We start from the raw sequence: 20,820 nt of genomic DNA on the forward strand, positions 1-20,820 counted from the left end.
GTCACCGGGACGCCGCCAATGTGCGCCCTCAAGAATGCGAACAAAAAGGAATACGCAGCTCAGGCGAAACGTACCGAAGCATGTGCGTCATCGCTGATGGAAGGCTTCGTCGCTGATTAACAAATGTAAGCGGCAACCAAGTCATTCTTGATCCGGCGGAATTTCGCCTCCGGGATCTCCGGCCATGAAGTGGAGGAACTCCTCGAGGTTTGTCCATCCGTCGTTGTCCATATCCTGCCGGCCGTCGTTGGTGTCTGCCGCGTCCATGCCATTTCTGACTTCCCAATCATCTGAAATGCCGTCCACATCACCATCCTGGTACGGCACCCCGGCATCAAGCTCCGGCCACCCACCGACGTCCTCCGGATCCGTTTCGAGCAATTGCCCTCTGCGATTCTTGACGTCCTCGATAATTCGTCTGTCTACTGCATCTCGTTCGGGCTTTGTGGCGCCGGCATTCGCCAGGACATCTTCGTAGGCAATCATAGGCTCGAAGGTGCGGATGGCCGGGACATCAAAAGGTGTTGCTACGACAAATCGTCTCTGATCCTGCGCTAGAACCAAGCTGTCATCTTGGCCGGCTTCCGTACGATAGGGCTCGTCGTAATTGTCCTTGACATAAATCGAGTGCCCAAGCCCACTTTCATCGAAAAGATGCACCATATGGTCGTTGCGCAACTTCTCGCCTGCGATCTTGTAGTTGCCGACAACATTGGCCTGGATACGCGCAAATTCATCACCAAAGCTCACCACATGTTCCCACTTTGGCGAGAAGAAAACGTTATTCACGACATCCGCGACTGCGCCCTGAATTTTCATCTTTATCTGCGGATTTCTGAATTTGCCGAACGCGAACAGGGAGTGGTGAACCGAGACGTTGCCGCCCTTGGTAAACAGCATATTGCGTGCGCGATTCTTTTTCCCCGGCCCACCTCGCAGGAGCGGCTCGCTGGTAATTCCCCACTGCCAAGTGAAATTGCTGGCATCTTCGGAATCGATCGTTTCGTCGGATCCCCAACTGGCGGAGATATGATCAAGCATGATGTTTTTCGCCGCCTCTGAATACAGCCCGAGGCCCCCGGAACAACAAGCTTCGCGCGCGTGTGGACCAGGGCGAAGACGAATGTGTCTTATGATCACGTCATTGGTTACAATTTCAATTGACGGCCGGGCTTGCATCTTACCGTTCCGGATAGCGATACCTCCGCCCGGCGCAGTCTCTCCGGCAATGGTCAAAAACGGATTTCGAACTTTCAACGGTCGTTCGCGAAGAACAATGGTGCCCCCCGTGCGGAAGATGCAAATGCGCGGCCCGGACGCTTCGATGCAGTCACGCAAGGAACCTGGACCCGACTCATTCGTGTTTACGACATAGATCACCTTCCCCCCTCGGCCTCCAACAGCGGCGGCCCCGAAGCCTTCGGCCGTGGGAAAGGCGCGTTGTCTACCGTCTGGAAGCTTGGGTGAAATAAGCTCCTCGAGTGCCGTTGCAGCCTGCGCGACAGCCTCGCGCGGATGGACGAGCCACCATGCGCAGAGCAGCCCCGCGAACACCAGACAGGGAGCGACGCCGAAACGAAATGCGCTCAGATCACGCGACTGCGTGATTACCGTCATGCCCGCCATATGACCTCCGCCGAAGACATAATGCTGACCGGTCACAGGTAGCCGTAACGTTTGAGCATCCAACCGCCCAGTCTCTCAAAGGAGACTTGCTGCTCGGCTGGCATCCTTGTTCGCCACGACTCGTCTTTGTTGAGTGCGATCGATGCATCCATACGCAATCGATTACCTGCTACCTGGTGCCCTGGTGCAATGGGATGGCCGTCTTGAAGAGAAGAACCGATGTGACTGAGGTCCAGTTCAAGAAATGCCCCGATTTGCTGCATAAGTGCGACCGGATGAGACGCAAAATCCTCATATCTCACACGCATGACCTTTTGCCGGCCGAGCTTTCGTGAAAGATATTCGACTGCAAGATTGACGATGCTCCATCGCAAAGCTGTCCGGAATACGGATCTTGGCTTAATTTCCTTCTGCAGACCTGATTTTGCGTCGCGCTCATAGCCCTTCAGCAGTGACCATGCCACTCCGCGCCCGTCACGCACCAGATGGATGACGCGCATGTCAATTCCCGGGATCTGCGCAAGCGCCATGGCTCTTCCCGGCAGCTTCGATGAATCGACAATCATTTGGGCGTCGGAAGCCAACAGCATTGTGTCGAATAGGCGCTTTGTATGGAGTGCATATGGCGCAAGCTGCTTTCCCAGACCAACGCCGCAAAGTATCTTTATGAACATTGGCAACCCCTCAAATTTCCGCTGGAGTGCGCCGTATTCCGACATCAAGGTCGAGTCCCAACCTTTCGACCACTCCTGCAAAACTGTGCTCCAGAAGGAGCAGTCGCGAATTGGATGGCCGCATGCACAATATTCATTGTTGCGCCAAACGTGCCGTGTGAGCGACGTTACCTCCCCCGCCCCAATCACCGCAGGATGTTGCCCCAGTGCAATGTCGAGAATGGTTGACCCGCTGCGTCCGTAACCTGCGATATAAACAATGCGGGTTGATTGCGAGGGCATCATACGGGCCTTTCATTAGCTAGCGCTTTTACTGTGATATCTTGAGCGTGGCCTTCGATCTTGTGCACATGCGATTGGCATCCAATTGGAATACGCTCACTCTCCCGCTGAATACTGGCCCTGCCGAGCTGACCAGAACGCAACGTGCTTGGCCGACGATCACGGGCCTCGAAGTATATCCGGCCGTGGTCACTGACGATCCGAGCACATCTACTTTTCCATCGACTGCTGCCGCACCGCCTCTGGGGTTATACCAAGCAGGCAGAAGTCACAGTCTCGTTGACAATCTGATCGACGCCGCGAATGACGGACTAGTAGCTTACGCGAAAATTAGAAAACAAAAATATATCAACGATGAATGCTGGACTGTCGGCAACAGTCCGATTTACTGCCCACTTTACGCAACTGTACTTCATTATTATCTCCTCGCCAACCTTAGACTCCGCGATAGAAGCCGAGGAGGCGCTTGTGTGCGTCAGCAACTCTACGTTTCGAAGTGCTCTCCGGACTGCTGCCATCATCGCAGCCTCAGTTGCTGCGGCATGCAAGCATCGCCGATTTCGCTCACCTCAATCTCGCACCGGCGTTCGACCTCTTCTCGGCTTGCACTTGGCGCGTTGCCTGCCGCAGTTGCGCAAGACCGAGTCCAAAGCACAAAAGAACTGGTATCGTCCAATATCTCGCATACATGTGCGGATTGAATAAAGCGATCGTCAGGAAGACGACGACAGTCGTAATCATCGCCGCAAGCGCATGTTTATCTCCCCCAGCCATTCTGACCCCGAAGGCAAGCAGCACACCGACACCCGAAAACATCATCCAGCCAATAAGCGCGAGCAATCCGCCTTCAACCCAGAGGAGAAGATACAGATTGTGAACAGGAGCAGCTTGTACGCTTCTCTCGCGGAATTGGTCGGCGCCAACTCCCACGACCCAAATCGGTTCACCAGAGATGATCTGAACTGCTTCTTCCATAAGTGCCGCTCTCGACACGAAGGTTCCCGCTTCTGATATGTCACCCGAGGAAAGCGCGCCCAAAACGCGCGTCTGGAACGTCTTGGGCAACATGTCTTTGCTGCCGAATAGCCCCAAAGCTCCAACAACAACGGCGGCTCCAAATGTCAAACGTAACAGCAACCGCGGGGTCGAGATGAAGGCAACGAAAACCGTCAAGCAAATCGCCATTACAAACAGTCCGCTGTTTGAGCTTGTCAGGACGACCGTGACGAGAAAAACTGCAAGTGCGGGCAAAGCGACGTACGATTTAACCCGGCCCGTGGACCAGAAATAGAGGAGAATTGGTAGTGTCAGCCCGTTTATCGCCGCTGCTAGATTAGGATTTCGCAGCACGGTGGCCAGACGCTTCCCCCCCGTTACTATGCCCCCCCTTCCTTCTCCAGGTACATATCCGACCGCGTAGAAAGTAATGATACCGTGAATATCGATGAGAATTACGCTCACCAGGAAAATGGCGGCCAACCGATACGCTTCCTTGGGGTCGTCACGGATCAGGATGATCATTAAGAGTAAATATGCGAAGAGATACTGCGCCATAACAATCAGCCCTCGATGAGGGTTGCTGTGAAGAAGGCTGCCAATCATCATTCCGAGGAACAAGAGCGTGAAGGCGACAAGCCAAAGTCCGGTTGCTTGGCCGAGCGGCTTGTTCCAAATCCGTCCGCAGATCAAAAGAAGGAAGAGGCTCAAGCAAAAAAAGAAATCGCTGACCGTAAAGAAAAGATCAGAAAACCGGAAAGTCGCGTAGGGTGCTAGAAAGACAGCCACATAGACGATAGCGCGCTCAACCGCCGCTAGGTGGATGTGCAATTTGGGAGAATGTAGTTCGGCTGCCGTTGTCATGCCGGTCCCCGACACTATTACCTCACACTAAATATCTCCCGCCGATCACAGCTTATCGGGCTGCCCTCGCAGGAAGCTGAACACCGTTGTACCTATGAGCTCTTCGTAGACCGATGTAATTGCATGCACGTGGCGCTCGACACTGAAGCGCACGCGAGCTTCGATGCGCGCTGTCTCCACCATGTGGTCGTGATAGGCAGAATTGTTGAAGAGCGCTAAGCAAGCTTTGGCGAATTCATCCGGATCGTCCGGCCGAACGAGCATGCCGGTCTCGCCATCCTCAACCACTTCCGGATTTCCACCGGAGTCAGTCGCAATGACTGGTGTGCCTAACAGCATCGCTTCGACAAGGGTTCTTCCCAGAGGTTCATTCACGGCCGTGACCAGAAGGGCATCGAGCCCTGCAATCCAGGGCTCGCCCGGATAGCGAAAGCCCATAAAGTGAATGCAATCGGCAACCCCAAGTGCTTTGGCGCGCGATCTTGCAGCGTCGTCAAGCCCGTTGAGCGCGTTCCCGAAAAACAGTCCTGCAAACTTGATCTCGGGCGCCAATCGCCTTAGAGCCGCGAGGGCCTCAACGAACAAGATTGGTCTCTTCCGGTCCACAAGGGTTCCCACATATCCGAGAAGCTTTGTCTCGGGCGGACAACCAATCTCCGCGAGCACCATCTTCCGAGCGTCTTGGCGCTCGACGCTGATCATTTTCATGACGTCGAATGGACTATGAACGACACTGCACTTGCCTGCAGCCGAGAAAAGGCCGGGGCGGGGGGAGGCAAATTTTGATACTGCTACGACACGGTTGGGGAGCCAGGGCGCGACGCGTCGTAACCCAAACGAAGATGTGTCGCCGCGATGGTGCCAGAGGTGCTTCGACCCGGCGAGTCGTGCTGCAAAGCCCCAGACGAGATGTGTGCGGCCGTCGTTCGTGTGCACTATTGTCGCATTTTTGGCTCTCAAAAATTTCACGAGTGCGGGGAGCGTTCGCGCTACATTGAGAACCGCAGTGCCGTTGCGCGCGTCCGCCCGCTTCAAACGGTTTGAAACGGGGGCGGCTTCAAAGTCGATACCCTCTCGCCGAAACAGATCTGCAACCGGCCCATCAGTATGATGCAGCACAACCAATGGAGTGAACTGCGATCTAGGAATATTGCGTATCAGGCCAAGAGCGGACATGTGGCTTCCGCCAATTAAATCCCCTATGAAAGGAAAGCATACAACCGGTGGAGTGCCGCATGTCCTCATGATGAACGCCCGCCGTCAGAAATACTTTTAGAGAAACTCGGTTGCAGAGCTTGCATTCTGTACTATCTTTTTCAAAAAAAATTCTATTAAGATTCATTGAGCAAGCTTATGCTAGCCGCTTGCATACACTACTACATAAATCTGCAAAACGCTTCACGATTAATCAGCGCTTATATTAAGTGACTTTACTATCCGTCGGATTTAAAGCGAGAATGACCCAATCCTTGAAACCCCAGTTTCACCCGACGTGCGTTGAAGAGTTGTGCGGGGCTCTTGCCGAAGGGGGCGGAGAGGTTTTCGTTTCTGTATCGACGCGATTGGGAGTTTCGCGAATCCTGTTGGTGCCACTCTGAATCCAACCACTCGCTGGAATGCGCTTGGAAGTTATGACAAAGCCCCCATAGTGGTGGCGTTTGTGAATTTCGGGATTAACTTGGTTGATTACCGTGCCAATCAAAGCCGCATGATTCATCCGGAGCTGGGATACACTATCCAGCAACTGCTCTTCAGTTGTCTTGCCCCAAGACACCAACAAAATGACGCCATCCACAAAGGGCGAGAGCCAGTTTGCATCACCAGAGGTGAGGACCGGCGGAGCATGAAGCACAATGAAATCATACCCGCTCTGTCTGAGTGCCAAAATCAGCTCACAAAGTTTGTCAGAGTCTAACGATCTGAATGGCTCCACCGTTACGGGCGTTGCGTCGATGAAACCGAATCCAGGTAAAGTCGGAAGTGTCTGTACCACATCCGCAAGCGCGGCCTCACCTCGAAGATAGAGTTCAATCGGCGAACGTTCCGTGTTTTTCAGGTACGGAACGCTGTGTTGATGGAAATCAAGGTTCACGAACGCGGTAGGACGCCCGTCTGCTGCTGCAGCAGTTGCAATACCCCACGCCGTCGAGGCGTTCGCGACGTCATGAACACAGGAGGTTACCATCACGACACGATGCGGTTGTTTCGCCTCCGAATATCGACAGGCCATATAGACTGAGCGCTCTGCTTCTGCAGACGTGACATTGCTCCAGTCTGGGATACACGAAGACCGCTTGGTACCGGACGACAGAAGGTGCTTGGGAACCCGTGGTACGTAGCCCAGATTTGGCACCCGCAGGAGTTGCGAGATGCGTCGCCCACTTCGGATTCGCGTGTCGGCTGTCTCCAACATGAGCGCGACCAAAAAGGCGAGCAAAGTGGACCCTGTAAATGCCGCTGGGATGATGATATTGGGCTTAGGAAATGATGGTGAATTCGGAACCTCTGCGGCCGACACAATCCGCGCGCTCGGCTTTAGGGATTCGGCCTCGAGGTCCGACAGAATACGCTGAACCTCATCCTCAATCATATTGCGGACACCCGCGATTTGCGACTCTGCATCGATCATCTCAGGATGGTTCTTGCCGAACTTAGCAGCGAGCTCAGCTCTATTCTGCTGCAATCGGGCCTCTTCGTTCCGCAACGTTATCAAAAGCGGCTGCGTCATGCTTTGCCGAAGGAAAGCCACGGCTCCGCCTGTGTTAAGTGCGCGCTCCTTGTCCGCGATTCGCTCGTACTGCTTAAACTCGAGCGAAGCTTCGACGTAGAGGTTCGCGATCGTATTTGCGATTTCTTGAGCGAGTTTGGGGTTGCTATTTGTTACGGTGATCCTCACGGCGAGGCTCTCCCCAGTCCGGCTCACACTAAACTGGGACAGTAGCGCGGAAATCGCGCGATCGCGTTGAGTTGTTAAATCCGGCGGAACTCTTTTGGGATTAGGGGATTTCTGGACTCCGATAATCCCTCGAAGATAGTTAAGTAGCCCCCCCTCGCCTTCGTCTCTCGATTTATTACCGCCGCGAGCAAAAGGGTTGAAATTAGGATCATCGATGAGATTCAATCGGTCTACAATACGGCCGCCAAACTCCCGTGATTGCAGAACGTCCATTTCAGTTTCTGCCGCCGAGCGGTCGCGTTCGAGCGATGTCAGGGACGCGTCAGTGGCAAACGGTCGAACATCTTTCCGCTCCAGCACCACCTCTGAACTGGCGGTATACACCTCAGGAAGCGTATACGATGCGACTGCAGCCAGCAAAGTGCAGACGAAGACCACTGACGCAATAAGCCAAATGCGCCTCTTGACCAGGGCCCAGACATCTAACAGGCCTATTACGTGCCCGTTCCGCTGAGTCGCTAGTTCGACGCTTTCTCGATAATGAGCACGAGCAGATAGGCTGCCATCAGGAACGAATGTCGTCATGGAAACCTTCAAAAAAATATCAAAAAATTTTCTCTATTGCGGTAGCTTAGTAAAATATTCAATACGGCGCAATGACTCAGTTTGACTACGACTGACACAGCTTTTTCAAAGGTCAAGGGTAGCGCTTAATCGACCTCGCATTCAGCGTGCTCTCCGGTGAAGCGGTCGACGATGCCGCCGCGGCGCCGTCGAAAACAGCGTGTAGCGCGCTATTCGCAACGAGTGATTGATCTTCCGCAGCCATTCAAATCGAGCAAATGGGGCGGCGGTTACCCGCCCCCGACCTTCTCACCTGGCCGTCCGAAACGACAATGCTGCCCCGACAAACGCGGGCTGGACAAGCCGATGGTCAGCATGAGCGATGGATGCTTGTGGTGGAGGCGCAGTGGACGATCGGCCAAGAGGATCGACGAGGCGGTCACAATCGCCGGGCAGCCACCGAACCTGCGGCGAGATACCTTCGCCGTCGAAACGGAACAATGTGGAGACATGCGCTTTCCCCTGACAGACAGAAGGAAGGACATCATGGCACGGAATAGTCCGAAGGACCGGCCCCAAGCGACGCCTGCTCCCCCGCCAGATGAAGAGTTGCCCGCGAACGGACCGGATGAAGAATACGCGCAGCCTGTCGTCAAGGGCCGCGTGCGCCCGACCCGCAGCAGGGACGAGGCGAATGTCGATCCTGACGAAGCCCTCCCGAACGACGAGGAGGAAGAGTCGATTGCCGACAACCCCTCACGCGAAGAGGTGCGCTTTGGCGAGGTGAAATCACCTCGGCCCTGAGTATCCGGCCGGTCGACCGTGGAGACACACGGAACCTCGGGCGACGGCGCCGGTTGGCCCATTTGAGGAGGTGCAACCATGGTTATGGATTATCTTTGGCTATTCGCGACCGCCGGCGGAGCCTTCATCCTGGGTGCCGCGGTGGCCTATGCGATCTTGAGGCAGAAACCACTGCCGCCGGCCGCCAAGGAAGCGCAGAAGCAAAAGATCGACGAGCTTTACGAGCGTTCGCCTGAAAACAGAACCCGCTGAACCTGTCCGGCGCGGCCATGGAGCAGGATCCGCTGATCATCTTCGGAGTTGCTTCCGCGGCGGCGCTCGCCTCGCCGCTCGGTGGTCTGATCGCGGTTTGGGCGCGGCCCTCGAGCCTCCTTCTTTCCATTGCGGTCGGCTTCGCGGCCGGCGTTCTGCTTGGCACCTTCGCCTTCGAGATGATGCCGAAGTCGCTGGAGCTCACATCCGTTCCGGTGGTTGCCGCCGGCTTCCTGCTTGGCTTGGCTCTCGTTTATTTCCTTGACCTTTATGTCAACCGCTGGCGCATGGCGGGAGAAGAAGCGGATCAGAAGCGCGCCGTCGAGCAGCTCCATCGACGAAAGAAGCCGCGCGGCAGCGGCGTCGCGGTACTCGCCGGCGGGACGAGCGCGGAGGAACTGATCGAAGGAATGGCGATCGGCGTCGGGGCGGCATTCGAACCGGGCGTCGCGCTGATTGTGGGCCTTGCAATTTGCATCGACAACCTCAGCGAGGGCATGAGCATCGGTGAACTGGCTTTCGACGAGGAGCAGAAGAATCCCAAGTGGCGCATTCTCGTCTGGACGTCGCTGATCGGCGTGTCGCTGTTCGTCTCCGCCGTCGCCGGCTGGTTTTTTCTAAAAGGTCTATCGGAACCGGTCCTCGGATTTCTTTTCGCCGCAGGAGCGGGGGGCATGTTCTACCTGACGATGACCGACCTCGTGCCGGAGGCGGAGTCGCATCAGTTCCAGCAGTCCTCAGCACTCGCCAATGCGATGGGGTTCCTGCTAATCATGGCCCTGACCGAGATGATCTAAAGGCCCTTCAATGTCCTGTCCTGGACAGAGCCGAGTCGCGGAGGGCTCGCAAAGCCGTGAGCGCCTCTTCCTTGGAGTGACAGACGATGTTGAGCTCGGCGGGTCGGCGGAGAGTGATCTGGATGTGGTGAGACCCGTACATGCGGATCAGACCATAGCCGGGAAACCGTCCATTGCCGGGGGCACGGTTGTTCCAGCGGTTGATCTTTCCGCGAAGCGGTGCCCTGAAGACGTGAGGAGCGCCAAGGATGCGCGAACACTCGTCGTAGAACGTCTTTCGGTCGATGGCGGCGCCATCGGTCATTTCGCGCCCCCATTGGTGTGCATGGCTCTCCGATCGCCGTCGACCGCGGCGGCGCGTCGCGCAATCCGGAGGGGCGGCACAGGTGAGGCCGGGATTGCCCCCAGCGGAATAGCCGCGTCCCAGGGTATTATTTCGACCGGCGGCCGACAGAGCAGCTTCACGGTCTCTTTGAGAATTTCGCTCGTTATCATCTCGCCCGGACAGCGATGGCCCGTTTCCGGGCGCCCGCCACCCTGCGGAATGAAGCGGAAGTCAGCGTCGCGCCAAGTGAGCTTGCGCTCGGCGCTGAACTTTTCCGGAGCTGGAAACAGTCTCGGGTCGTGCGTGGTTCCGTAGAGATCTAGCAGCAGCCATTGACCTTGCCGAAGCATATGACCCCGCCAGTCGATATCGCGTGTCACGCGCGCCCCGACGAAGGGAAAGAAGGGATAGAGGCGACGCACTTCCTCGACGAAGCCCTCCATCTCGTCGTCATGCCCGCGCTGAAACCGCTCCTGCCACTGCGGATTGCGCGCAAGGGCATGCGCCACGAAGACGATCCATCGGCTGATGGCGGCAATCGGACGCAAGAGGTTGAGAAGTTCGACCGCGGCGGTCTCATGCGAAAGCGGCCGCCCGTGGGCGTCGCGATGGGTAAGCCCGATCGTCTTGAGGGCGCTTCCTTCGCCCGCCTCGATCGAACCTTCGCGGAGTGCCACCACGACCTCCCGAAGCCAGCGCTCGACAGAGCGGCGCGACAGGAGCGCCAGCCATGCCGCCGGCCCTGGCACGCCGGTGCTGTCTATCATGCGGGCGAGGCGGTTGGCGAGTTTTCCGTCGTCGTCGCGCAATAGCGGCGGGATACCGACCCAATCGGCAGATGCCCTCGTGAGGATCAGATTTGCGGCTTCGCGCAGATCGCAATCTTCCTCCTGCCCCTTGAAGTGGTCGAGCCAATGCTGCCGAAAGCGTTCCGCCATTGCGGTGACGGCGCGCTCCGTCATTGTCACCTCGACGAACATGGCCTTGCGCCGGCGGTGCGCCTCGCCGTCGAGCTGCTGAACGCTGTCCTTGTCCTGCAGCAGCCGAAGAACGAAGGACGGCATCGCACCGACACGCGTGACGTCGCCGCCTTCGTAGAAGAGGCGCGTTGCATCTTCTCCGCGCATGCAGATGACGGGATGCAGCATCAGACGCGTTCGGAAGATGTCCGTCCCAAGTTCGTCACAGCGCTTCGAGATGAAACTGTAACCCTCGCGATGCAGAGCCAATGTGCTGTCGAGCGAGGATGTCCGTGGAATCGCGTTCACGTCTCAGGCTCCCACGTCTCAGGCTCTTTGCGGTGCCCAACTCGTCGACGCTTCGGATGTTCCGCCCGCGATCCGGCATCTTTCAGCGACACGGACGCTGGCCTATGAAATGGGGGAACAAATGTCGCCAGAGCCGGTTGTCCTGCAACAGCGGAAAGGAGCGAACATGTCCAAGTTGCCCAAGACCGCGGAGAATCCCGCACAGGTGCGCGGCGACATCCAGCACGGCAGAACGGGAGACAAGAAGCGCGGCTTCGATCCGGCTGCGGCACCGCTGGAGACGGACGATGAGGCAGCGGGAGCGCCTCTGACGGCAGAGGCGACCCGGGACGCCAGAACCGGGCAGCTTGGCGGCGGGGCTACCGACAGTTCAACCGAATATGCGGACGCCATGCGGCCGCTCAGCTCGCGTGAAACGCCTGCGTCGAACACACAACGCCTCGGGCTCGGCTTTGCCATCATTAGCATCGTCATCTTGATAGGCGCTCTAATCTATGCCGTTGGCGCCCCGCCGTCCTGAGCGCCGCTGCGATCCCGTCAAAGAGGTGGGTTCGCAAGGAATCGAGGAGTCTTGATATGCCTAACGATCGCCCCGAACGAAAAGACCCGCTGTGGGAACTGGCCGCCCGAGAGGAGGCGCTGTTTCTGCGCCGGTCCTCGACGCGCTTTCTTGAGTGCGCCATCCACCTTTGCGCGACGCACATGACGCTTCAGGAAGTGGCCGACCTCCTTGAAGAGGAAGCCGCGCAGCTCCGGCGTTATAGCTGAACACCCTTTTTCTAGAAGTGCGAGCCTGAAAGAAGGCGCGTGGTGGGCTCGTCGAAATACGGGCGTTCGCCTCTGCGCACGAGATAGACCTCCCGCTCGGGATTGGCTTCGATGACGAAGCCGGAACTGCGAAGCAGAGCTTCGACGCCGGCCCTGTTCGGGATGAACCAGTTGGTGGGATCGTCAGCGAAGCGATGTTCGACGAAGAACAGCTTCGGATAACCGGGACGCTCGAAGATCTGCCATTCCCGAAAGTCGTAGTCTGCCTCCACCCGCATTACCGAATCGTCACCGCGTTGCATGCACTGGAAGAGCATCTCATTGTCCACGACGTGCTCGTAGAGAAGGTCGAGCGCCAGCAGCGGATGACGCAGGTGATAGAGAACGCCCATGAAGAGGACGAGATCGAATTTCTCGCCGAGTTGTGCAACGTCGTAGACGGACATCAGCCTGAATTCGATGTCCATTCCGGCCTGTTCGGCAGCGAACTTCGCTTGCCGCAGATAGCGCGGGTCGGAATCGATGCCGAGTACGCGTCCAGCGTTGCGGCGTTTCATCTCCTGAGCGTAGAAACCCGCGTTGCAGCCAATGTCGAGCACGCTTCGGCGCTCGAGGTCCTCCGGCACGACGTGCTTGAAAGCCTTCCACTTGACCGCGGGGTAATCCCCGAGGAAGTGATCCGGCGAGGTTTCGACGCCCTCGATTCGCATGTTATGGAACCACGGCCCAAGCGCCGCGATCTCCTCTTCGATGGTCCTGCGGTCCTTCGTTTCCTCGCCCATGATCAAAGATCCTGAGAAATGCTCGAGAGTTGCGGCTGGTTCGCGGGACGGCGCGGGTTACGCGTTGCGCGTTGTCTCGGCAGAGCCTTTTTAAACCACGCAATCGTGTGCGACAGCCCCTCTTCCAACACAACCTTGGGCTCCCAGGCGAGCAGCGTTTTGGCGCGGGAGATATCGGGCCGGCGTCGTTGAGGATCATCCGGCGGCAGGGGTTTATGGACGATGGTCGAAGCGGTCCTGACTTTCGAAAGAACCAGTTCCGCCAGCTCGATGACCGTGAATTCGCCCGGATTGCCGAGGTTTACCGGCACGCCCGGGTTGGGTTCACAATTCATCAGCCTGATCAGCCCTTCGACGAGATCGGAGACATAGCAGAAGGAGCGCGTTTGTTCGCCCGTGCCGTATACGGTGAGCGGATCGTTCTTCAAAGCCTGCACGATGAAGTTTGAGACGATACGGCCGTCGCTCGGACGCATATGCGGGCCATAGGTGTTGAAGATGCGAGCAACCCTCGCGTCCACGCTTCCTGATCGCAGGCTGTCGAAGCACAGGGTCTCCGCCGCGCGTTTCCCTTCGTCGTAGCACGCCCGCGGACCGGTGCAATTGACGTGACCCCAATAATCTTCCTGCTGTGGATGCTCCTCCGGATCGCCATAGATCTCGCTCGTCGAGGCCTGGAGGAAGGTCGCTCCGTGCTTTTCCGCGAGCCGCAGCAGGTTCCCAGTTCCGGCGACGCTTGTCATCATCGTGTGGATCGGATCGGCCTGGTATGATGGCGGCGACGCGGGGCAAGCCAGGTTGTAGATCTGGTCGAGCGGCTCATCCAGTTCGACCTCGTCGCAGACGTCCTGTTCGATGGCGGTGAAATAGGGATTGCGCTCAAGACCGCTGATATTGGCGGGAGACCCCGTGAGATAGCTGTCGAGGCAGATCACGCGATTGCCGGCATCGAGAAGGGCCGAGCAAAGGTGGGACCCGACGAAGCCGGCCCCGCCGGCAACCAGGATGACCTTTCCGCGATTCACTTTGTTTCGTTTTGCCATCGGCCGTTCTCCTTTCGGTGTTACGCCGGAAGTTGCCGTTCGGATTGTCTCGTGGCGAGATCGGATTTGAGCTGAACGGCCTCGATCGCCTCGACGAAAGTTCTGGCGCGGGCGCGCGCGCTATGCGCACTTACGACGCGCTCAAAGGCGCAATCGGCAATGGCCGCGCGGCGGTCATCGTCGAGGCGCGTCAACGCCGCGACGACGTCATCGCTGTCGTGTGCAATGATTGCGGCCTGTCCGGGCGGGAAGAAGCTGTCGATCCCCTCCCACCAATCGCTGATCAAGGGTGTGCGGCAGGCGGCCGCCTCGAAGAGGCGAACGCTCGGCGACCACCCGGCGGCAATCATGTCGGCGCGCGTGACATTCAGCGTGAAGCGCTGCCGGCTGTAGAATTCGGCATGTTCGGGAGGCGGCAGGTGTTCGATGCGCTCCACGTTCCTCGGCCAGATGATATTTGTCGGGTAGCCCGGTCCAGCGACGACGAAACGCTTGTCGGGCAATAGCCGCGCCGGCTCCAGCAATAGCCTTTCGAGAGCGGGCTGTCTGTCGAGGCTGAAGGTTCCGAGATAACCAAGATCCCACACCCTCGCTGCACCGGTGTTGCGATAGACGTCGAGGTCGACAGCGCAGTAGAGCGGCACTGGTCGCCTCGCCCCGAACTCTTCCCGAAGGCGATCGAGCGTCCTGCCGCCGGAGAAGGAGAAATAGACGTCGAAGATCGGAACCTGCCTGCGAGCGAGAAATTCCTCGTCCCCGCGCGCAAGCTTGGCCAGTGTCACGGGCGTGTCGATGTCGTAGAAGCACAAACGCTTCGTTCCGATGTCGCTGACGGCATCGATCACCTCCACTCCGTCCGGCACGTAGGAACCGATGATGACTGCGTCGGCCCCAGCAAGCCTGCGTCCATGTCGCGCAATCAGTTCGTCGACGCTCTTGTAGAGCATGAGCTCACAGAAGTCCGGCTCCGCCAGATCGCGGTGGCGCGCGTACCAGGGCACGTCTCTTTCCAGGAAAGTTACGCGGTGCCCGGCGGCGTGCACGCCGCGAAGGAGTGCCCGAAAGGTCGTCGCGTGTCCATTGCCCCAGGAGGAGGAGAGCGAAAGGCCAAGGATAGCGATGTCGAGCGAGCGCTTCATTCTGCAGCCTCCGCGCGGGACGCCCGGCTGCGGAAGATGCGGTCCACCTCCGCGGCACGATGGTCATAGGTATGTTCGCTCAGCACACGGCCAAGCGCCCGCTCGCCGATCATCTTGGCATTGGCGGGCGTGAGATCGCGCAGGAGCTCGATCACGTCCCGGCCGTCTCTCGCGACCAGCACTTCCTCTCCAGGCTTCAGGAAAAGCTCGATGCCCTCCCAGGCGTCCGTGATCAGGCACGCGCCCGCGCCGGCCGCCTCGAACACTCGCGTTGCCGGGGAAAAGCCGTTCTCGGCCATGCTGGCGCGCGAAACGTTGAGGACTGCGGAAGGCGTTGCGTTGAAGGCGTTGTGATCCGCAGTCGGGACGTGGCCGATATAGGCGACGTTTGCGGGCAGTGATTTGTCATGCCAGCCCGCCCCGCCGAGCAGGAATTTCCGGCCGTCAAGCCGCGCCGCGGGACCGAGGAAGAACTCCTCCACGCGAGACTCCCGATCAGGCAAGCGGTTGCCGAGGAAAGCGAGGTCGGCGGCAAAGCGCAGGTCCGCGGGCACCGGATGATGCGTCTCCGAGTCGAGGGCGTTGTAGACGGGGATGCATTCGCGGGCGCCGATTGCGCGGTAGGCTTCGACGACCGGATCGCCGCCGCCATAGGTCAAGACGAGTTCGAGGGCGGAAAGAGCGCGACGGAGTGGATGATCGGGATTGCTCTTGAGCTCCGCAAGTGTCGCGGGCGCGTCGACATCCCAGAAGACCTTCAGCGCAGCCGGACTGGCGGATGCCATGACCTCGGCGAGCAGGAGGCCGTCCTCGAAGCCGACACCGCTCGCCTTGACGACGATGTCCGCCGCGGCGGCCTCGCCCGCGACACGCTTCAACGCCTCGACAGTCCCTTCATAGACCACGACCTTGCACCAGACCGGCGGGTCGATGTCGCGATGTTTCTGCCGGTCATAGACGTCCGGTTCGTAGAAGGTGATCTCATGGCCGCGCGCCGCAAGCGCGCGGAGCAACCCGCGATAATAGGTTGCCGCACCGTTCCAATAGGCGGAAACAAGGCTCGATCCGTAAAAGGCAATCCTCATATCGCGGCCTCCTTGAGTGCGGCACGCTCATCCGGAGGCTTTCCCGGCCTGTAGCGAGCCAAGATCTCGAGAAGCTCGTCGACGCGGTGGCGGCAGGTATGGCGCGCCTCGATTGCCTCCAATCCAGATAGGGCCAGTTCCTGAGCGAAAGCTCGATCGGAGAGCACCTGGCGCAGATGCCGCCTCATCTCCTTGCCATTTCGCGCAACGACAAAGTCCTTGCCGGGGCGGAAAAGACCCTCGGCGTCGTTCCAGGGCGCGGAAATGAGCGGAATGCCGCAGGCGAGCGCCTCGAAAACGCGGATCGTCGGTATGCCGGGCAAGGCTTCGATATAGGGCCGCCGCGGGATGTGGATCGTCGCCCTGTGCTCGGCGAAGGCGCGCGGAACGGCGGCATTCGCCACCCAGCCCCCGTAGACGATCCCCGCGTCGCGCAGCGCCTTGAGAGCGGCAACCGGATACCTGACTCCCCGCACCGTCGTCGCCAGCTTCAGTCTTCTCGTGGGCTCAACGAGAAAGGACATGATTTCCGCGCTGCGCTCGTCGTCGCCCCAATTGCCGATCCAGACGAGATCGCCGCGCTTCTCCGTCTGAGGCAGGGGATGAAAAAGGGAGGTATCAGCAGCCTCGTGCCAGACATGCACGTGCTTTCCCCAGCCGGCCTTCAGATAGCGTTCGCGCAGGGCCTCACCGAAAGCGAGGACGAAGTCGTAGTGCGAAAGATCGAGTCCGGCGATGTCGGCTTTGGCGCTCACGGCGCGGTGATGCGTATCGTGGAAGGCAAGCCTGAAGCCGCTGTCGTCGCGACGGAAGCGGCCGAGACGTGCCACCAATTGCGGATCTGTCCATTCGTGAACCACGACGACATCGGCATCGGCCACCGCGGCTTCGTGGTCGAAATCGGTACCGTAGACCACGGTCCGTAGTTCCGGGAAGTGCTTGCGGAATGCTGCGATCGCCCCGACGCCCTGGTCGGCAATGAGATTGAGGCGGCTCCAGGAGTCGCTCGGCTCGAGTGCCACCGCATCATGACCGCGCCGCAGGAGCTCACGCATGACGCCGCGCAGGAAATGAGCGTTGCCATGGTTCCAGTCGGAAACGAGTGAATGCGTATAGAAGAGAAATCTCATTGGTCACTCCGCTGCCGTTAAGCGTGAAGAGCGGCACATGGCTTCGCCATAGGCGGCAAGCACCGCATCGCGCTGGGCTTCGATCGTGAAATCGCGCGACCGCAGTCGAGCGCGCCGTCCAAGCTTGAATTTCAGCTCGCCGTCGTCAGCCAGCCTGTTGACGGCGCTCGCGAAGGCCGCCGGGTCTCGCGGATCCGAAAACAGGGCTGCGCCGTCCCAAAGTTCGCGATAGGTATCGATGTCGGCAAGGACGAGAGCCGCGCCGGCGCGCGCCGCCTCGAGTGCTACCAAGCCGAAAGGTTCGTAGATCGACGGCGAGACGACGATTGCCGCTCGCGACATCAGGTGCATCGTCCGATCGTGACTGAGTTCGCCTCGCCAGTCCGCATGTTCGATGGCGAGGTGCTCGCCATTCGGCCCATCGCACGCCCCGGCCATAACGACCGGCCAGCGGATGTGACGGGCAGCGCGATCCAATACGGCCCCGTTCTTGCCCTCGTCCCACCAGCGGCCTGCGGCAAAGACGAAGCTTTCCTTTGCTGTTTCCGTGCTGTGGAAGCGGCTCGCATTGTGTACCACCGCGAGATTGTCGATCGCGCCATAGCAGCGCGTCAACGCGGCCGCATGGCTTCGGCTCGGGGCGATGACCACGTCGGCACGGTCGAACCCGCGCCGATTGCTCGCCTTCTGCCAGAGCCAGTGCGGCGGCAAGTCCGAGGCGCGTACTGCCTGGAACCAGGTGACGACGCATGAATGCGAAGCGGCGACGACCGGAATCTCGACCGCCAGACCGGCAGCCTGCGACGGAAGGTTGAGGTGTAGGAGGTCGACGGAATGCTTGAGCGATATGGCGGCGAGCGTGGCCGGGACCGCATCGAGCGCGGTTTCGTCCTCGACCATCCAGTCGAGCGGCGCGACCAGCCATTCGAGCGTGCCGATCCGAGTCGCCTCGTCCCGTTGCGCCGCGGACGGGGCGGGGCCGAGCCCGACGAAAATGGTTTCCACGCCGGCGCCGCCCATCGCCTCGGCGAGATCCATCGCGTAGCGCCAGACACCGCCGACAGCGTCCACGCTCATGAGGACCCGCCTCGGCAGACGCTTCCGGCTGCCGTCAGAAATCGCAGGCTGACGAGCGGGGATGGCCCGGCTGCTCATGCTGTGACCCTCCGCGGTTGACGCTGAGCCTTGCTGACCTCGATCCAATCCTGAAGAAGCCAGGCGTGCAGGTCGCGTAGTCCCGCGCGCCAGGCGGTGCGCGCCTTCCAGCCGAGCGCCTCTTGAAGTGCACGCGTGTCGGCGACGAAGAACAGTTGGTCGCCGATCCGCCGATCGCTTCTTACCGTCATGAGCCGGCGGCCGGTCAGAAGCTCGATCTCGCGCAGCACCTCGGCAACGCTGACTGCGTTCTCGGGACCGCCTCCGAGATTGAAGGCGCGCCCTTGAATACGTTCGATCGAGCTCAGCACCGCCCTATAGGCCGCAACCGCATCGCCGACATGGAGGATGTCTCGGACCTGCTTTCCGTCGCCGTAGACCGATATCGGTTCGCCGGCGAGGGCGCGAATGAGGAAATGTGCCACCCACCCCTGGTCCTCGGTGCCAAACTGTCTCGGGCCGTAGACGCAGCTCATCCTGAGCACGGCGGTCGGAACACCGTAGGATTTCGCGTAGTCCAGCACATACTGGTCCGCGACGCCTTTCGAGCAGCCGTAAGGCGTGCAGAAATCGAGCGGCTGCGCCTCGCCGACACCGTATCTGCGCGGCGTCTCGTCTACCGGCACGTAGCGGTCGCCGACCGCATTCATTGCCATATCCGCGAGCGCGCCATAGACCTTGTTCGTGCTGGCGAAGATGACGGGCGCGCGACGGTTGGCGCGCCTTGCTGCCTCGAGCACGTTGATCGTGCCGCGCGCATTCGTCTCGAAGTCGTCGATCGGCTCGTCGAGGCTGGTCGTCACCGCCGTCTGCGCGGCAAAGTGGAAGACGGCCTCGGCCTCCTTGAAAACAGGCTCTATTTCGGCGAGTTCACGGATATCGGCGAGCACGAAGTGGACGGCGCTGCCGTGGTTGTCCACCAGCCATTCAAGGTTTCGCTCGACGCCCGCACGGCTCAAATTGTCAAGGACGATGACGTCCTTGCCCTCCCGCAAGAAGCTGTCGGCGACATTGCAGCCCAGAAAACCGCTACCGCCGACCACAAGGATCGGGGCAGACTTCCTGGACAAAGCGGGAGTCGCCAGACCCTTGGTCCTATCGAGACGCCCGGCGCTCATAGGACCAACCCCCGTGCTTCCAGGTGTCGCTTCATCTCGGCGCCCCGGTCCACCGCTCCGGCGCTCCGTACCCATTCCGCAAAATCCGCAAGCGAATTTTCGAGCCTGTGGGCGGGCTCGAAGCCGAGCAGGTCGCGCGCCTTGGCGATATCGGCGAAGCAATTGCGGATATCGCCGGAACGGGCCTTGTTGATGATTTCCGGTTCTAGCTCCGGCACGCCCATTGCTTCGGCGAGCAACACGGCGACATCCGCGATGGAGTAGGCCTCGCCGCTGCCTATGTTGATGACGTGCCCGGCCGCCTGCGGCTTTTCGAGGGCCAGCCGAAAGGCCCGGGCCACATCGCGGACATGAACGAAATCCCGCCGCTGTCTGCCGTCCTCGAACACCATGGGCGACTGCCCGTTGGCAAGCCGCGAAGCGAAGTTGGCGAGCACTCCCGTATAGGGATTGGAAAGCGCCTGCCCGGCACCGAACACATTGAAGAGGCGGAGCGCCACCGCCTCCACACCATAGGCCTCTGCGAAGATCAGCACCTGACGTTCCTGGACATATTTCGTCAAGGCATAGATCGAGGCAAGGTCGACGGGCTTGTGCTCGTCGGTTGCGATCGGTCTCAGACGCTCCCCTTTGGGCCCGACCGGGTCCCATGCGCCGGTTTTGAGATGGGCGGCGGAACGCCTGACATGCGAGAGACGCTCCCCCGTCGCCGTCTCGTAGAGGCCCTCGCCGTAGACGCTCATTGACGAGGCCACGACGATGCGCCGGATCGGCATTCCGATCATCGCTTCGAGCAGGACGGCGGTGCCGAGATCATTTACGCCCACATAGCGGGTGATCTCGTACATCGACTGACCGACCCCGACTTCCGCGGCCAGATGGATGACGCAGTCGACGTCGCTGAGCGCCCTTCTAACTGCGTCCGCATCGCGAATGTCGGCGCGGCACATTTCCACGCCTCGTGGTAGTGCCACCTGCGCATCCGCATGGACCTGCTCGTGGAGCGCGTCCAGCACGCGCAACTCGTAATCCCTTGAAAGAAGCTCTTCGACCACATACCGGCCGATAAAACCGCAGCCGCCAGTAAGGAGAACCTTTGCCATAACGCACCTGAACTAGGACTCACCAGAGATAGAGACAAAGCTCCAACAAACGTGCGCTGCAAATGTTCCTTCTTCTATGACTTCTTCTTTGACATCTACATAGCTGCACAGGCGCTATCACAGAGGTACAAACCTCGGCGCGGGGCTCT

20 protein-coding genes are annotated in these 20,820 nt (G+C 59.4%); 5 read left to right on the top strand and 15 right to left on the bottom strand.

Annotated features, from left to right (window positions below; all coding sequences use genetic code 11):
- Positions 1 to 141: 141 nt before the first annotated feature.
- The 5 genes from AYK65_RS29145 to AYK65_RS29165 form a co-directional block, all read right to left on the bottom strand.
- Positions 142 to 1,617 (bottom strand): hypothetical protein, encoded by a 1,476-nt coding sequence (locus AYK65_RS29145; protein WP_046117823.1) that lies wholly within the window; start codon positions 1,615 to 1,617, stop codon positions 142 to 144.
- Between the two features lie 41 nt (positions 1,618 to 1,658).
- On the bottom strand, positions 1,659 to 2,585 hold the full coding sequence (locus AYK65_RS29150) for a sulfotransferase family protein (protein ID WP_172402085.1): 927 nt from the start codon (positions 2,583 to 2,585) through the stop codon (positions 1,659 to 1,661).
- Between the two features lie 561 nt (positions 2,586 to 3,146).
- Positions 3,147 to 4,457: an O-antigen ligase family protein gene (locus AYK65_RS29155; RefSeq protein WP_081162835.1), complete on the bottom strand. Its 1,311-nt coding sequence runs from the start codon at positions 4,455 to 4,457 to the stop codon at positions 3,147 to 3,149.
- Between the two features lie 30 nt (positions 4,458 to 4,487).
- A complete protein-coding gene (locus AYK65_RS29160; RefSeq protein ID WP_046117645.1) occupies positions 4,488 to 5,687 on the bottom strand; it encodes a glycosyltransferase family 4 protein in 1,200 nt (399 codons plus the stop codon).
- A gap of 238 nt (positions 5,688 to 5,925) precedes the next feature.
- Positions 5,926 to 7,923, bottom strand: a complete 1,998-nt coding sequence (locus AYK65_RS29165) for a GumC family protein (protein ID WP_081162837.1) — start codon at positions 7,921 to 7,923, stop codon at positions 5,926 to 5,928.
- A 525-nt stretch (positions 7,924 to 8,448) separates the two neighbouring features.
- Between AYK65_RS29165 and AYK65_RS29170 the strand changes: the two genes are divergently transcribed.
- From AYK65_RS29170 to AYK65_RS29175, 3 genes are all read left to right on the top strand, one after another.
- Positions 8,449 to 8,706 (top strand): hypothetical protein, encoded by a 258-nt coding sequence (locus AYK65_RS29170; RefSeq protein ID WP_046117822.1) that lies wholly within the window; start codon positions 8,449 to 8,451, stop codon positions 8,704 to 8,706.
- A gap of 78 nt (positions 8,707 to 8,784) precedes the next feature.
- Positions 8,785 to 8,958, top strand: coding sequence for a hypothetical protein (locus tag AYK65_RS32660; RefSeq protein ID WP_172402087.1), 174 nt, complete (start codon positions 8,785 to 8,787; stop codon positions 8,956 to 8,958).
- Between the two features lie 17 nt (positions 8,959 to 8,975).
- Positions 8,976 to 9,755, top strand: coding sequence for a ZIP family metal transporter (locus tag AYK65_RS29175; RefSeq protein ID WP_081162839.1), 780 nt, complete (start codon positions 8,976 to 8,978; stop codon positions 9,753 to 9,755).
- 7 nt (positions 9,756 to 9,762) lie between these two features.
- Here the strand turns inward: AYK65_RS29175 and AYK65_RS29180 are convergent, their stop codons facing one another.
- Together AYK65_RS29180 and AYK65_RS29185 are read right to left on the bottom strand one after the other, a co-directional pair.
- Positions 9,763 to 10,059 carry a hypothetical protein gene (locus tag AYK65_RS29180; protein ID WP_081162841.1) on the bottom strand — a complete coding sequence of 99 codons (297 nt, stop codon included), beginning with the start codon at positions 10,057 to 10,059 and terminating at the stop codon, positions 9,763 to 9,765.
- On the bottom strand, positions 10,056 to 11,348 hold the full coding sequence (locus tag AYK65_RS29185; RefSeq protein WP_081162842.1) for a cytochrome P450: 1,293 nt from the start codon (positions 11,346 to 11,348) through the stop codon (positions 10,056 to 10,058). Before AYK65_RS29185 ends, AYK65_RS29180 begins: the two co-directional genes overlap by 4 nt.
- Before the next feature lie 175 nt (positions 11,349 to 11,523).
- On the opposite strand from AYK65_RS29185, the gene AYK65_RS29190 reads away from it, so the two are divergent.
- Together AYK65_RS29190 and AYK65_RS29195 are read left to right on the top strand one after the other, a co-directional pair.
- A complete protein-coding gene (locus tag AYK65_RS29190) occupies positions 11,524 to 11,868 on the top strand; it encodes a hypothetical protein (protein ID WP_081163106.1) in 345 nt (114 codons plus the stop codon).
- 56 nt (positions 11,869 to 11,924) lie between these two features.
- Positions 11,925 to 12,116 carry a hypothetical protein gene (locus AYK65_RS29195; protein ID WP_034883677.1) on the top strand — a complete coding sequence of 64 codons (192 nt, stop codon included), beginning with the start codon at positions 11,925 to 11,927 and terminating at the stop codon, positions 12,114 to 12,116.
- A gap of 11 nt (positions 12,117 to 12,127) precedes the next feature.
- Here AYK65_RS29195 and AYK65_RS29200 read toward each other — a convergent pair whose 3' ends face one another.
- The 8 genes from AYK65_RS29200 to AYK65_RS29235 all read right to left on the bottom strand — a co-directional run bounded on the left by AYK65_RS29200 (position 12,128) and on the right by AYK65_RS29235 (position 20,671).
- Complete coding sequence (locus tag AYK65_RS29200; protein ID WP_026614525.1) at positions 12,128 to 12,898, bottom strand: TIGR04290 family methyltransferase; 771 nt, start codon at positions 12,896 to 12,898, stop codon at positions 12,128 to 12,130.
- 2 nt (positions 12,899 to 12,900) lie between these two features.
- Positions 12,901 to 13,941 (bottom strand): UDP-glucuronic acid decarboxylase family protein, encoded by a 1,041-nt coding sequence (locus tag AYK65_RS29205; protein ID WP_046117640.1) that lies wholly within the window; start codon positions 13,939 to 13,941, stop codon positions 12,901 to 12,903.
- Between the two features lie 20 nt (positions 13,942 to 13,961).
- On the bottom strand, positions 13,962 to 15,080 hold the full coding sequence (locus AYK65_RS29210) for a CgeB family protein (RefSeq protein WP_081162844.1): 1,119 nt from the start codon (positions 15,078 to 15,080) through the stop codon (positions 13,962 to 13,964).
- Positions 15,077 to 16,165 (bottom strand): CgeB family protein, encoded by a 1,089-nt coding sequence (locus tag AYK65_RS29215; RefSeq protein WP_081162845.1) that lies wholly within the window; start codon positions 16,163 to 16,165, stop codon positions 15,077 to 15,079. The genes AYK65_RS29210 and AYK65_RS29215 overlap by 4 nt, the downstream gene beginning before the upstream one ends.
- On the bottom strand, positions 16,162 to 17,295 hold the full coding sequence (locus AYK65_RS29220; RefSeq protein ID WP_026614529.1) for a CgeB family protein: 1,134 nt from the start codon (positions 17,293 to 17,295) through the stop codon (positions 16,162 to 16,164). Before AYK65_RS29220 ends, AYK65_RS29215 begins: the two co-directional genes overlap by 4 nt.
- A 3-nt stretch (positions 17,296 to 17,298) precedes the next feature.
- Positions 17,299 to 18,372, bottom strand: coding sequence for a glycosyltransferase family 4 protein (locus tag AYK65_RS29225; RefSeq protein ID WP_139793388.1), 1,074 nt, complete (start codon positions 18,370 to 18,372; stop codon positions 17,299 to 17,301).
- Positions 18,373 to 18,446: 74 nt separating this feature from the next.
- Positions 18,447 to 19,568 (bottom strand): NAD-dependent epimerase/dehydratase family protein, encoded by a 1,122-nt coding sequence (locus tag AYK65_RS29230; protein WP_026614531.1) that lies wholly within the window; start codon positions 19,566 to 19,568, stop codon positions 18,447 to 18,449.
- Positions 19,565 to 20,671 carry an NAD-dependent epimerase/dehydratase family protein gene (locus AYK65_RS29235; protein WP_026614532.1) on the bottom strand — a complete coding sequence of 369 codons (1,107 nt, stop codon included), beginning with the start codon at positions 20,669 to 20,671 and terminating at the stop codon, positions 19,565 to 19,567. Before AYK65_RS29235 ends, AYK65_RS29230 begins: the two co-directional genes overlap by 4 nt.
- Positions 20,672 to 20,820: the final 149 nt, after the last annotated feature.

The organism is Ensifer aridi (genome assembly GCF_002078505.1).
Taxonomy (GTDB): Bacteria; Pseudomonadota; Alphaproteobacteria; order Rhizobiales; family Rhizobiaceae; genus Sinorhizobium; species Sinorhizobium aridi.

What these genes read in the sequence shown, in the direction of transcription:
- AYK65_RS29195 (WP_034883677.1), top strand. Translation starts at nt 11,925, where the DNA reads ATGCCTAACGATCGCCCCGAACGAAAAGACCCGCTGTGGGAACTGGCC.
- AYK65_RS29225 (WP_139793388.1), bottom strand. Translation starts at nt 18,372, where the DNA reads ATGAGCGTGGACGCTGTCGGCGGTGTCTGGCGCTACGCGATGGATCTC.
- AYK65_RS29215 (WP_081162845.1), bottom strand. Translation starts at nt 16,165, where the DNA reads ATGAGGATTGCCTTTTACGGATCGAGCCTTGTTTCCGCCTATTGGAAC.
- AYK65_RS29180 (WP_081162841.1), bottom strand. Translation starts at nt 10,059, where the DNA reads ATGACCGATGGCGCCGCCATCGACCGAAAGACGTTCTACGACGAGTGT.
- AYK65_RS29175 (WP_081162839.1), top strand. Translation starts at nt 8,976, where the DNA reads ATGGAGCAGGATCCGCTGATCATCTTCGGAGTTGCTTCCGCGGCGGCG.
- AYK65_RS29220 (WP_026614529.1), bottom strand. Translation starts at nt 17,295, where the DNA reads ATGAGATTTCTCTTCTATACGCATTCACTCGTTTCCGACTGGAACCAT.
- AYK65_RS29165 (WP_081162837.1), bottom strand. Translation starts at nt 7,923, where the DNA reads ATGACGACATTCGTTCCTGATGGCAGCCTATCTGCTCGTGCTCATTAT.
- AYK65_RS29160 (WP_046117645.1), bottom strand. Translation starts at nt 5,687, where the DNA reads ATGAGGACATGCGGCACTCCACCGGTTGTATGCTTTCCTTTCATAGGG.
- AYK65_RS29235 (WP_026614532.1), bottom strand. Translation starts at nt 20,671, where the DNA reads ATGGCAAAGGTTCTCCTTACTGGCGGCTGCGGTTTTATCGGCCGGTAT.
- AYK65_RS29230 (WP_026614531.1), bottom strand. Translation starts at nt 19,568, where the DNA reads ATGAGCGCCGGGCGTCTCGATAGGACCAAGGGTCTGGCGACTCCCGCT.
- AYK65_RS29145 (WP_046117823.1), bottom strand. Translation starts at nt 1,617, where the DNA reads ATGACGGTAATCACGCAGTCGCGTGATCTGAGCGCATTTCGTTTCGGC.
- AYK65_RS29205 (WP_046117640.1), bottom strand. Translation starts at nt 13,941, where the DNA reads ATGGCAAAACGAAACAAAGTGAATCGCGGAAAGGTCATCCTGGTTGCC.
- AYK65_RS29150 (WP_172402085.1), bottom strand. Translation starts at nt 2,585, where the DNA reads ATGATGCCCTCGCAATCAACCCGCATTGTTTATATCGCAGGTTACGGA.
- AYK65_RS29170 (WP_046117822.1), top strand. Translation starts at nt 8,449, where the DNA reads ATGGCACGGAATAGTCCGAAGGACCGGCCCCAAGCGACGCCTGCTCCC.
- AYK65_RS29200 (WP_026614525.1), bottom strand. Translation starts at nt 12,898, where the DNA reads ATGGGCGAGGAAACGAAGGACCGCAGGACCATCGAAGAGGAGATCGCG.
- AYK65_RS29210 (WP_081162844.1), bottom strand. Translation starts at nt 15,080, where the DNA reads ATGAAGCGCTCGCTCGACATCGCTATCCTTGGCCTTTCGCTCTCCTCC.
- AYK65_RS32660 (WP_172402087.1), top strand. Translation starts at nt 8,785, where the DNA reads ATGGTTATGGATTATCTTTGGCTATTCGCGACCGCCGGCGGAGCCTTC.